Origin of the sequence: Thermoplasma sp. (assembly GCF_008709555.1) — an archaeon.
GTDB lineage: Archaea > Thermoplasmatota > Thermoplasmata > Thermoplasmatales > Thermoplasmataceae > Thermoplasma.
In genome coordinates this window covers 87,255-99,526 of sequence record NZ_VYIJ01000003.1, presented here as the reverse complement: position 1 = coordinate 99,526, position 12,272 = coordinate 87,255, and the positions used below count along the sequence as shown (strand labels likewise).

Here is a 12,272-nt window from a genome sequence, read left to right as displayed (position 1 = left end):
CTGCGAAGGCCCTGTCCGTTTAAGACCGATCTGGACTGCATCGATAAGGTTAATATTCATGCATATATCTTAAACTATGCAGAGAAAGCTCATGCATGTTGGCCCATCGTTCACCAGCTACAGAGTGCAGATGGCCGGTGTCTCAGAAAATACCGGTTTTGCATCTCCTGACTTTCTTGAGGCAATGAAGAATTCTCTCGAAGGACTGCTGTACGTTGCAGGCGCGGATGATACTTACCTGCCATTTATACTGCCCGGAAGCGGAACTGTTGCCATGGAAACCGTAACATCCATAATCCCGAAGGGATCCAGAACACTGCTCCTGACCAACGGTGTCTTCGGGGACAGATGGATACCAATACTGTCCTCGCATGGCCTTGATCTTGACGTACTTTCTGCTGAACCCGGAAGATCGGTTTCTCTGGATGATGTCAGGAAAAAACTTGATACGGGTAGATACCAGAACCTCATAATGACCCATGTTGAGACCAGCACTGGGGTACGGATAGATATTGAAAAGGTATCTAAAATTGCCAGAGAACACGTGGATCGCATCATAGTTGATGGGGTTGCCAGTTTAGGAGCGGAGAAGGAGGATATAGCCAGGCTTGGCATAACCGCAATCATCAGCGCGAGCCAGAAGGCACTTGGTGCACCGCCTGGAGCTGCATTGATCGTTGTTTCAAGATCTGCACTTGACCATATAAACGATTTCAGCTATTTCTTCAATCTGAAGAACTGGATAACGCCGATGGAACGCTACCTAGAGGCAAAGAATGGATACCTATCAACGGAGCCTGTTGGCGTTGTTCTATCCCTGAGCAGGGTGTTCTCGGATATACGGGCGGCTGGACTAGATGAAAGGATCGAGGAGCATCGAAGGTTGAGCCTCGCCCTCAATGAAGGTATAGAGGCGGCAGGTCTGAAGGTCCTGGCAGAAAGAGATCTCTGGAGCAACACGGTCACAGCTGTGCTGTCGGATCACGCGGATGAGATAGTGAGGGGGGCGATGGATCTCGGCATTGAGTTCGCCACGGGGGTGCATCCCAAGATCGCCGGGAGATACTTCAGGATAGGACATATGGGCTATGTGAATGATTTCGACGCCCTCGCAGCTCTATCTGTGATAGAGAGGGCTGCGGCTAAGTGCGGTGAAAAGGTACGCATAGGCGATGGTGTGAAAAAGGCGCAGGAGATCCTCTATGATCTGACCAAGAAGAACGGAGGTGGTCAGATGTGAACGTTACCGTGAAATACTTCGCATATTACCGTGAGAGAGTTGGAAAGGAGAGCGAGAGGATCCAGATAGATGATGGGAAGCATATTTCCGATCTCATAGATATGTTGAAACAACGCTATCCAGAAGTATTTAACGGGAATGCGCTTTTCGTAGCAAGAAACTTCAGATATGCGGAACCGGGTGAGGTTCTCTCGGACGGTGATGTTGTCGCCATAATGCCGCATGTATCCGGCGGCTGATCAATGAATACCGCTGGATATAAGCATAGTTCAGATACGCAGATCTTCGGACAGAGATCTTATATGTCAAATAATTACACTATGTTTATATATCTTTGTTTCAATATGCATATGTGGAAAGACCAGAGACAGAATTGGAGAAGGATGAACTTGTATCCGGTTTTCTTGGGAGATTGAAAAGATACAGAGGATTTAGAATTCCAGAGAATGTTTCAAAGGACGAGAACCTGAACAGGATAGCTCCATATCTTAAGAGATCGGGCCTCATGGCGGATCTGCCTGACAGTGTGATGATCGATGCTCTAAAGCTCTACCTTGAGAGCTCTTCTAAAGGGGTTTCGCGCGGGAGAGGCTGCATCGCCGTTCTAGCCGCATGCGTTCTGATAGCATCAAGGATGCATGCAAATCCCATGACCCTGAAATACATTGCAAAAAATATGCACATCGATCCATCGCGCGTCTGGAGAACGGAGAATGCCATAGTGAAGAACATGAAGACGCCGTCCATATCAGCCAGGCCCATGGATTTCGTTGAGAGATACTCTGAACTGCTAAACGTTGACGACGATGTGAGAAGCGAGGCAATAGCGCTTGTGCAGCAGTTATCACGTGAGATTAAGATAATGAGAAAAGCTCCATCCACCATTGCAGTTTCCGCAATATACCTTGCCTCAGAAAGGCTTTCAAAACACCTTGTTCAGAGATACATAGTCAAGAAGACTGGCATAACCGAGGTGACGCTCATCAAGACGTACAAGGAGATGTCGGAGTATCTCTCCATGGGAACTCCAGATACGTGAGCGCACGGGTAAAACTAACATAGGAGATCGCGATAGCCTGAATACGGCAAGGATACTCATAACGGATGGCAATTCAGTCTCAGGATTCAATCTGGTCAAATATGCCCTTGAGAAGGATAATCAGGTGGATGCCCTGTTCGGAAATGACCCGGCTGTACTTTCCAGATCCATGGAGGCACACGGCAGATTCCGCTACAGCGCAGTGGTTATAACAAATCCCAGACCTGAGACTGCCATAGCTGCTATCGAATTGGCCAGAAAGTTGATAAATTCGGACAGATACATATTCGTATCATCAGATCTTGTCTACAGACCCTCGAATTCCATCAAATCTGAAGACTATTACACGGAACCGGTCACGCAGGAGGGGAAACTTTTCCTTGCTGCTGAGCGCCTAATGGACATTAACAACGATACTATATTCAGGGCAGGCTATATAGTCGGCCTATGCTCTGTGAATCTGTACACAAATATACTGAACCTGGCGAGATCAAACATGCGCATATCTCTGCCCAGGAAGACCGTCAGGAATTTCATAAGAAATACCGACATTTCCTCATTCATAATGAGATCCATAGAGGAGGGCATATCGGGCGTATTCAATACAGCATCAGATTTTGGTACAGCCTATGATTTTGCAAAGCGCATCTGCGATGTGGCGGCCTTGGGATGCAAACTTTATGATAGTGGAGAGGACCTGGGTAATTACTCCATGGACACTTCGAAATCTCTAAGAGTCTTCGGGATCAGACCCACGAGCGTTTTTGATGGTTATTCAATATCCGGCAGTTTCGATCTGCGATGACGTATGAATCGCTGTCTGTATACCGATCGGTTCATGATATCACTTCACCTATATTCTCTGGTATCTCGTACCCTGGATACTGAGATTCTCTACCCCTCAGCGACTTAAGTGATTCTATGAACGATTTCCCTGCGCTGGATCCGTAGAAATCTCTTGAGATCAGGATATCGTAGTTCTCCTTCTTTATGTGCCTATACTGCAGTCCAAGCTTCACCGCATAGAACTCAAGTCCTATGCCGGCGTCTGCACGCCCCTGCGCTACCGCCTGCGCCACACCCGCCTCAGAAGGCGACTCCCAGAGATAACCACGCATCGATGTTCTTATCCTCTCGTTGTTGCCTATCATCTCCTCGATAAGATCCCTTGTACCGGATCCCTTGTTCCTGTTGACAAAAGTAAGGTCGTTGTTTAATATCTCATCGAATGATGCGATACCAGTTCTTGACAGGAAGCCCCTGTTCCTGCTGAACCCTCTGATGAGAAGAGAACGATCTTTAAGATTGTCGTCCATAACAGACAAGTTGTAAACGCCGTTTCTCAGTATGTGAATTCCGGACACGTCCGCTATACCTATCTTCATAGCGTTGACTCCACCCCACGATCCCATGTTCACTATCTTTGCGTTTGTATCTGTTTCGAGCACGACTATGTCCATGAGTGGATCACTGCTGCCAATGCATATTACTGAGGCTTCCCTTTCGTTCAATGGATAATATCTGACGACCTCACCCGCATCCACGTACTTTAGATCACCTGGTATGGATATGAGTCCGTCTGCGAATCTGATCCTGCTTATGGAGCCTGAATTACCCATTATGGGAAACGCATATCCATTTCTCGTTATTATGACGGGATAAACCGTTTCCTGCATGTGTTCAGGTGTTATCTTGACGGGAACCTTCACCATTCTGGCCCTCTCCGACTCTCCAGATATCGCCCTTCGGATCGAGGGTATAACTATATAGTTCAGTATGACAGCTGAAGAAAGCGGGAATCCGGGCATTCCTATGAAAAGTTTATCTCCTATCTTCCCAAAGAATGTGGGTTTTCCTGGCCGCATGTTTATCCCATGGAACAGTATGCTTCCACCAGCTTCCTCTATGACTCTGTAGAGCATATCAAAGAAGCCTGCGGACGTGGACCCTGAGGCCATAAGAATATCGAATGATCCGAGGTTATCTTTTATCAAGCGGATCATATCTTCCTCGCGGTCAGGCACAGAACCGAGGAATCTGGCAGATATTCCGCCGAGGGAGTTGAGCTTTGTCTGAAAATAGTAACCGTTCACATCAAAAATCTGCCCAAGCTTCAGATCCGCGCCAGGCTTAACTATCTCATTACCGGTTGAGAATATGCCTATGCGTATCCTGTCGAAGACACGGACTTTTGCCACTCCTGATGCAGCCAGTGTACCTATCTTCTCTGGGGTCAGCGCTGTCCCGGCCTTAGCCAATATATCGCCCATTGAAATATCCGTGCCAGCAAAAGCCACGTTCTCTCCAGGATAGACGGATCTGTAGATATCAACGTAATCCCCTCTCTGCCTTGTATCTTCCACCATCACCACGGCGTCTGATCCCTTTGGCATGACAGAACCCGTGGCTATGTAGACAGCTTTTCCCTTTTCCACCCTTACATCTCTGATTTCGCCAGGAGATATACTTCCGACTATCCTGATCGTCACGGGATCATCTTCCTGGGCGCCTTCGACGTCCGTATGGTCAACGGCAAAACCGTCCACCTCGGATCTGTCGAAAGGCGGCACATCATACTGAGAGAACACATCTTCAGCTGCAGTGAGCCCGACCGCGTCCTCCAGACCAACCTCAGTCACACGCATTATCTTCCTTATCTCGCCAGATATCATCGATCTGGCGTCTTCAGCCGAAACAAGCCTGTGGAATACCTTCAAAGCCAATCACCTATCTCAACAACCTCTACCTCTGCGCCCTCAGGATATCCCTCACTGTTCTCATCTATGATGAGATATCCATCCGCAGAAATTACTGAATTTATAACACCAGATCCGGTTGTCCGCATTGGTTCTATCATGGTTTTACCATTCTCCTCGAACATTCTCACCCTGACGAACATCTTCATGTTTTCGTTATTGAATATCGATCTAGTCAGGAAACCACGCTTTATGCTTCTCTTTGGTCTGTTCATACCGAACCATGACCGTATCGACGAGTCAATTATGTTTTCGAATGCTATCAGTGCTGCAACGGGAAGCCCTGATATCATAAATACTGGGCGATCCCCGATCAACCCAAGGCCTGTGGTTCTTCCAGGTTTCATCCGTACGCCATGGAACAGTATTCTGCCATCACTCTCAATTATATCGTGAACGAGATCCTGGGAGCTCGGACCAGAACCGCCGGTCACTATCACTATATCGGATTTCATTCCTTCGATCCTGTTTCTTATGGCCGATCTCTCATCCTCGACATTTCCATAGAAGACGTGTCTCAGACCCATCAATGAGATCATGTATTCCAGCATAGGAGCACTTGAATTCTTAACAACACCGCTGACTATCTCTGTTCCAGTTGAAAGTATTCCAACCTCAGCATCGATAACTGGGATCTTATCTAACCCTGTTTCTATGAACGCGGGCAGGTGCCATGGCATGATCCTGGAGCCCTTTCTTATGATCGCGTCTCCCTTCTTAAGATCCTCACCCATTCTTGAGATATTCTGGAATTTTTTCACCTGCCTGTAAATCATCACCATGGATCCTTCCATGGCGGCATCCTCCTTCATTATAACCGCATTTGCACCCTCTGGGATTGGAGATCCGGTATATACAAGGGCACACTCTCCTCTGTTGATCCTGAAATCCGGTGAATCCCCTATTCTTACTTCTCCAACGAGCCTGATCTGTACTGGATTCGATCTTGAAGCGCTAAGGCTGTCCTCGTATCTGATCGCCATACCATCGACTGCGCTTCTGTCTGCCTCAGGGAAACTTATGGGGCTTCTAATGTCTTCCGCGCAATAATGCCCAACAGATTTTTCAACTGGAATTAAGGATTTGCGCATGTTGACCTTCAATCCTGATGCGAGTCTGATAGCCTCGTCATAGGGTGTAAGGCTCTTGAATTCCATATCCATGCAATGCTTTATTGGATATCACATTATCGCAGCAAACGTCAGGTCAGGCCGAAAAATTTTACGCGAGCGATAAGGAGCTATGCCCTCTTTCCCGGGCTCAATGGAACGTTTGTGCTGGAATCCTTGGATTTCAAGACCATATCATCGGAAAATTCTGCATGCTTCATCGCCTCTGGATTGATGAAGCGCTTGCCACGGAATGCCGAGAGCAGAGCTGCGAAGGCCGATAGTATAGCACCTATATAGAACGAGACCGAAAGGGATCCCATGAGAGCGGGTGCCAGGGCGTATGGGAACCATGTATGGCTCTCCATCGCGGCTATGGTTGAGTGGCTGAGGCTTGATATGAGTGTCGGTGGTAGATAACTGAGCATGGTATGCACGGGATCATATCCGAGGAATGCCGCAAACAGGGCAGAGGTCGGTGGAAGCTTCGTAAGATATGGTATCAGGACGCCAGCGCCCACGCTGCTGAGCGCAGATGACAGCGTGGACGGCATCCTTGTTGAAAGGGACACTATGACTATGGTGAAGAATATACCCATGGACACCGTCATGCCTGCATTCTGTAGCGTTGATCTCATGCCGCTGGAAACCCCGCGAACTTCTGGTGGAACGGAATTCATAATGGAGCTCGTGTTCGGCGCAGCAAACATTCCGTTTCCTATACCCATGAGGAAAATCATGGCCGCAAATTCAGGATAGTAGAAATTAAATGGAAGCGAAGCCAGGAGAACAAATGTCACAGCGACAATGGACATTCCTGCCGTCGCAAGGCCCCTGGCACCGAACCTGTCAGACAGCGTACCGCTTATCGGGCCCATAATCAGGAATCCCGCCGTCATGGGTATCATGTAGACGCCTGCCCAGAACGGGACAGATGAATATGAATAACCATGTATCGGAAGCCAAATGCCCTGCAGAAATATTATGAGCATGAACATTACACCGCCGCGTGCGATCGCACTGGCCAGTGCAGATAAATTTCCAAGCGCAAATGACCTGATCCTGAACAGTGCAAGATTAAACATCGGGCTTGATACGAGGAGTTCAACGAATATGAAAGCACCTAGCATGGCAAATCCGACAAATAGAGCCATCAGAACATAGGGATCAGACCAGCCGGTTGGTGCACCTCCGTATGGCATCAGCCCATATGTTATCGCTATCAGTATCAATGTGAGAGACGCGGCGAATAATGAGTTCCCAGCAATATCAATCCTGTCGTACCTGAGGTTTCCGGTTTCTCTGAGCTTCATGAAACTCCATGCAGTTCCGAATGCACCTATTGGAACGCTAACGAGAAATACATAGCGCCAATTGATGACAGCCAGAATTCCGCCGAGGATCAGACCAAGAAATGAACCTGAGAGGCCTATGACCTGGTTTATGCCCAAAGCCTTCCCCCTCTCATTGTATGGGAACGAATCTGTCAAGATAGCCGTGCTGTTGGAGAAAAGGAACGCAGCGCCTATACCCTGGATCACCCTGAAAACTATCAGCTCAATGGCTGCTGTATTACCCCTTCCGGGTGTCAGAAAGAGCAGTATGGAACCGGCTGTGAAAACAGCAAACCCATAATTGAAGAGTCGCACCCTGCCATATATATCGGATAATCTCCCGAATGTCACCAGCAATGTTGCGGTGACTATGTTGTATCCCATCAGTATCCAGAGCAGATATGCGAACGACTGGGGAGCCAGGGGATTGATACCTATACCCTTGAAAATGGCGGGTAAAGATATCATTATGATAGTGCTGTTCACCGAAGCCATCATAACGCCTATGCTGGTGTTTGAGAGTGCGATCCACTTATACTGAACCACGGCGGGATATTAGTTATTGTTATAAAAGGTTTAGTTATTAAAGACAATATATACTGCGAATAGATTTGGAAATTTACCATAGATCAATCCGTAAAATTGTAGAGATCATGGATATGGCCAAAGACAAACTTAGAAGAAATTAAGAATACATAGGGAATAAGGCCATCAAAGATTCTCTCAAGAAATTCTCAATAGATCAGAATGTCCCTTTGTCTTATTTTCATATGAGGAAATAGCTAACAGGCGCTGATTTGGGCCGCACGAACCCTGTCTTTGTCGGTACTGCGTATGATCATTAATTATTGAATCTTTCCATGGTGAAGCCCGTGTATCTCTTGTCCGAAGGATAGTTTTACAGCTTCCATCAAACCCATGGATTTCCTATAAATCTTGTCTCCCCAAAATGATGCGGATGTCGGGATTTGAACCCGAGGCACGAGCTTGGCAAGCTCGCGTGTTGCCAGGCTACACCACACCCGCTTCAGATACAAGCGCCCTAAGGCATTACGGAATTAATATCAGAAATATAAATTCTTTTATCTGCAGACAATTGTCGATGCCGCTGCAGATCACTCCGAAAGGCTCTCCACGAGCATATCCCATCTGTCCTTCAGACGGTTGAGAGCGTAAAGTAGCGTTTCCTTTGCCGTCAGTGAACCATCAGTTTCAAACTGGAATATGAACCTGCTGTCGTCCTCGACTATATTCACGCCATCGGATTCGAACAATACATTCAAGTCGTTACAACCGAAATCGTCTGTGAATACTATCTCTGTCTCGGTCTCGCCCATCACTGATTTCGGGCAAGCTTCCTTCAACTTCTGCCAGTCCTCAAAGTCCTTCTTGGAAACGTGAAACTCCCTGTGATATTTGTACGAAACACCTGATGTGACCTGCCACTTGGCATGTTCCTTCGCAGTCCCAAGGATAGCTTCGGCGGTGATGAGTATGGCCTGCTTTGCTCCAAGTTTCACTATGGGTATCTCACCATCTACCGGCACAAGATCCGGATGGCTCACAGCCTGGAGATCTGATGAAAGAACTGTGGACGGTCCAAGCTTGTTTATTGAATACGTGACCGTGCAGAGCGAACAGCCCTTGCCACCGCATGAACACTGATCCCTGAAATTCATGCTCAGATCCGTTTTCAGCGGTATCAGGCCAAGACGATGCGCAACCATTTCATCAAACAGCGGCAGTGATGAATCGTAAACGTTTCCCTCAGAATCCCTTATTTCTCCATGATGAAAAGTCACGTTTTCTATGGCTAGCTTTGGGATATCGTTTATGAGTGTACGCCTGAGTGCGTTTGCCTGAGACGGTGTTATACCATCTATCTCAAATCTTATGTATTTATCTGAAAGTTTGAAAATTTTAACTTCCATTCAGACCCTTCTCCCTCTCTTTCCCCCCTTCTTCTTCGTACCATCATGGGGAATAGGAGTTACTTCCTCAATACGAACTATCTTGAGCCCTGCTCTGGATAGCGCCCTTATTGCTGCCTGAGCACCTGGGCCAGGTATCTTCGATTTATTTCCGCCCGGGGCTCGAACCTTGATTATGAGATCAGTTATCTCCTTCTCCTTCAGGGCTTCAGAGACCATATCAGCCGCCTTCATTGCCGCATATGGGCTAGCCTGATCCCTGTCGTTCTTTACAACCATTCCACCTGAAACCATAGCTATGGTTTCTGCTCCAGTAGGATCTGTTACATGAATTATGGTGTTGTTCTGTGATGCATAAATATGGGCAATTCCTGTCTTATTCATTTGACTCACCCTCCTCTGAAGCTTCGCCCTGGCCCTCCTTCAGATCGGCAGAACGCTGGGCTGGTGCCAAAAGTGCCTGCCTTATTGGATGGAGTTCGTTAGCAACAGGGGAATTCTCCTCATAGGATATCGAATCCTCATCCTTAGCCTCAACAAGCATTCCAGGAACTGTAACGCGTCTACCGGCAACCGATATGTGGCCATGCGTTATGAGCTGCCTGGCCTGCCTTACGCTGATCGCCATATTCTTTCTGAACACTATGGTCTGAAGACGCCTGTCAAGTATATTCTCCACGGTCAGGGAAAGAACATCATCCAGCGTCGCGTTTTCGCTGAGCAGCTTGTACCTGTTCAGTCTCTTTACCATCATCTCCAGTTGCTTCTGTGCATTCACATCGTTTGTCCTCAGCCTGGCCCTGAGGTCCCTTGCCTGCGACCTTATCGATGAGAGCAGTGCCTCGCTCCTCCATATCTCCTTCTTGTTCTTCAGACCGTACTTGACGACGATCTTATTTTCCTCATCGATTCTTTCCTTCTCCCATGGATGGCGAGGCGTTGAATATTTCTTGTGATGAAACTTAGGATCTCCCATATTATCGACCTCATTCCTTCTTTCTTACTACGCCTATGCTCAGACCCTTCCTTCCGTTGGATCTTGTCCTCTGGCCTCTGACCTTCTTACCTTTTTCATGCCTTATTCCCTTATATGACCTTATCTTCTTCATCAGGTTGATGTCCTCCTGCACCTGGATCTCAAGATCGGTTGAAACAAGATTCAGATTTTTTCCCGTTACTGGTTCTCTCCTGTGATTGAGAAGCCAATCTGGAAGATCATACTCCTTGGCTTCCACATACTCTCTGAGTTTCTCCAGCTGATCCTCCTTCAGTTCCCCTATTTTCTTGTCTATGGGAAGATCAAGCCTCTCGGCTATGACATAGCCTAGCCTCTCACCAATACCCTTCAGATCCGACAGTGCCAGTGGCAGAAGGCGCTCTCCGTTCAGATCTTTGTTAGCGATACGTACTATGTACTGGAAATCCTTATTTTCCTTTTTTTCCGGCTGTCCCTTGCCGGCCTCTTCATTGACCTTAACATTATTTGCAGATCCCTTAGCCATTAGATCATCCTGTCCGTTCGATATATTTTTTCGTCATATAAACGTTATCAGTGTCATAGGAATGTTCCTGTTGCCTTACCAAAATCGATCCGTAATGGCCAGGTTAGCCATTACGAAGCGGAAGCTTTCAGTCTGGCGGCACTGCTCCTGCTGGGAATGAACGGGAAGAGCACGAGCGAGGCTGCCCCAAATATGGTCATTATCCACATGGTCTCGACCAGAGTTATATGGAAGTAGAGCAGAATAGATATTACAGCGATACCTATTCCACCGCCCACAGTATTGCCGAGCCCCCAGACCATACCGCCTGCGGTTGTCGATATATCCCTTGGAACGATCTGGTTCACATAGCCCATCAGAACGGGAAAACCAGAGAATGCGGTGAATACATAGAGTGCATAGGTGACCGTGTTTAATATGGGATTTGTGCCGGCCAGCATGAAGATGATGAAAAAGAGCGTCGAGAGGCCAGTTGTAATCCCGATCGTGAACTTACCCCCATGTCTCTGGGTCAGTCTACCAAAGTAAGGCTGTCCTCCAACAGCCGTGAGGAAGCTCATGGTCAGCACTATGCTCATTATCGTTTCCGATTTGACACGATCGAGAACAAACTGCGATATGTATGTCGTGGTTCCTGTGAGAAACATGGCCCTTATGAATACCATCGCAACGATCACCGCAAGGACGCTTGAATACCTTGAAAGCATCTCGCGGTTCCTAGTTGAACTGGCTGACCTTGATCTCTGCGGGATCTCGTGCTCTCTGATGAATGCCAGGCCGCCGTATATTATTATGCCAGCGAGGATCATGTAGGTACCGAGTATGATCAGTGCATACTTCTCACCGACGAGAATTATCAACGGTACGAGTATTATAGGCAGAGCGGATCGTCCAATGCTTCCAAACGCACCGTTTATTCCCAGTGCGGATGCAGATGAATTTCCGTACGTCAGATTGAGTATGGAACTCCCCAGTGGATGATAGAACGCCTGACCGAAACCGAACAGGATCGATGCTACGATCATGACGGGGAGAGCTATACTCGCCGATACGAAAGATAACGCGAAGAGATATATCGAAATGCCGAGTATCACAAAGCCCATGAGCAGCAGAAACCTGTATCTGCGCGTCTTATCTGCATACCTGCCTAAGGGGGTGCTGAGCAATCCACTTATTATGCTGTAAATTATTGCCACTGCACCAAGCAGTGCAAGACTTATTCCAAAATCAGAATGATAGTACGTTATCAGAACCGAGAAAAGGAGTATGTTGAAATCGTTCGTAAAGTGACCAAGGGAAGTGAACGCTAGCGATCTTATCTTTGCCGATTGGCTGAAACTCAAATTTGCCTCCAACTGCAC

12 protein-coding genes and 1 tRNA gene are annotated in these 12,272 nt (G+C 47.5%); 4 read left to right on the top strand and 9 right to left on the bottom strand.

Annotation, left to right across the window (positions count from 1 at the left end; translation table 11 throughout):
- Window positions 1–76 precede the first annotated feature (76 nt).
- The 4 genes from F6Q11_RS02190 to F6Q11_RS02175 all read left to right on the top strand — a co-directional run bounded on the left by F6Q11_RS02190 (window position 77) and on the right by F6Q11_RS02175 (window position 3,084).
- Entirely contained in the window at window positions 77–1,240 is a 1,164-nt protein-coding gene (locus tag F6Q11_RS02190) for an aminotransferase class V-fold PLP-dependent enzyme (RefSeq protein WP_297026073.1), read from the top strand.
- Window positions 1,237–1,479 carry a MoaD/ThiS family protein gene (locus tag F6Q11_RS02185; RefSeq protein WP_297026072.1) on the top strand — a complete coding sequence of 81 codons (243 nt, stop codon included), beginning with the start codon at window positions 1,237–1,239 and terminating at the stop codon, window positions 1,477–1,479. Before F6Q11_RS02190 ends, F6Q11_RS02185 begins: the two co-directional genes overlap by 4 nt.
- 113 nt (window positions 1,480–1,592) lie before the next feature.
- A complete protein-coding gene (locus tag F6Q11_RS02180; RefSeq protein ID WP_297026071.1) occupies window positions 1,593–2,279 on the top strand; it encodes a transcription initiation factor IIB family protein in 687 nt (228 codons plus the stop codon).
- A gap of 124 nt (window positions 2,280–2,403) precedes the next feature.
- Window positions 2,404–3,084: a hypothetical protein gene (locus F6Q11_RS02175; protein ID WP_297026070.1), complete on the top strand. Its 681-nt coding sequence runs from the start codon at window positions 2,404–2,406 to the stop codon at window positions 3,082–3,084.
- Window positions 3,085–3,115: 31 nt separating this feature from the next.
- Here the strand turns inward: F6Q11_RS02175 and F6Q11_RS02170 are convergent, their stop codons facing one another.
- The 9 genes from F6Q11_RS02170 to F6Q11_RS02130 form a co-directional block, all read right to left on the bottom strand.
- A complete protein-coding gene (locus F6Q11_RS02170; RefSeq protein WP_297026069.1) occupies window positions 3,116–5,002 on the bottom strand; it encodes a molybdopterin biosynthesis protein in 1,887 nt (628 codons plus the stop codon).
- Entirely contained in the window at window positions 4,993–6,192 is a 1,200-nt protein-coding gene (locus F6Q11_RS02165) for a molybdopterin molybdotransferase MoeA (RefSeq protein WP_297026068.1), read from the bottom strand. The genes F6Q11_RS02170 and F6Q11_RS02165 overlap by 10 nt, the downstream gene beginning before the upstream one ends.
- An 83-nt stretch (window positions 6,193–6,275) precedes the next feature.
- Window positions 6,276–8,024, bottom strand: a complete 1,749-nt coding sequence (locus F6Q11_RS02160) for an MFS transporter (protein ID WP_297026067.1) — start codon at window positions 8,022–8,024, stop codon at window positions 6,276–6,278.
- A 407-nt stretch (window positions 8,025–8,431) separates the two neighbouring features.
- Window positions 8,432–8,504: transfer RNA gene (locus F6Q11_RS02155), tRNA-Gly, on the bottom strand.
- A gap of 89 nt (window positions 8,505–8,593) precedes the next feature.
- A complete protein-coding gene (locus F6Q11_RS02150; protein ID WP_297026066.1) occupies window positions 8,594–9,409 on the bottom strand; it encodes a DNA-directed RNA polymerase subunit D in 816 nt (271 codons plus the stop codon).
- A complete protein-coding gene (locus tag F6Q11_RS02145) occupies window positions 9,410–9,793 on the bottom strand; it encodes a 30S ribosomal protein S11 (protein WP_048162364.1) in 384 nt (127 codons plus the stop codon).
- Entirely contained in the window at window positions 9,786–10,385 is a 600-nt protein-coding gene (locus F6Q11_RS02140) for a 30S ribosomal protein S4 (protein WP_297026065.1), read from the bottom strand. The genes F6Q11_RS02145 and F6Q11_RS02140 overlap by 8 nt, the downstream gene beginning before the upstream one ends.
- A 10-nt stretch (window positions 10,386–10,395) precedes the next feature.
- The gene (locus F6Q11_RS02135; RefSeq protein ID WP_297026064.1) at window positions 10,396–10,911 is read right to left on the bottom strand and encodes a 30S ribosomal protein S13; all 516 of its coding nucleotides are present in this window, start codon (window positions 10,909–10,911) and stop codon (window positions 10,396–10,398) included.
- Between the two features lie 110 nt (window positions 10,912–11,021).
- Window positions 11,022–12,266, bottom strand: coding sequence for an MFS transporter (locus tag F6Q11_RS02130; protein WP_394349632.1), 1,245 nt, complete (start codon window positions 12,264–12,266; stop codon window positions 11,022–11,024).
- Window positions 12,267–12,272 lie beyond the last annotated feature (6 nt).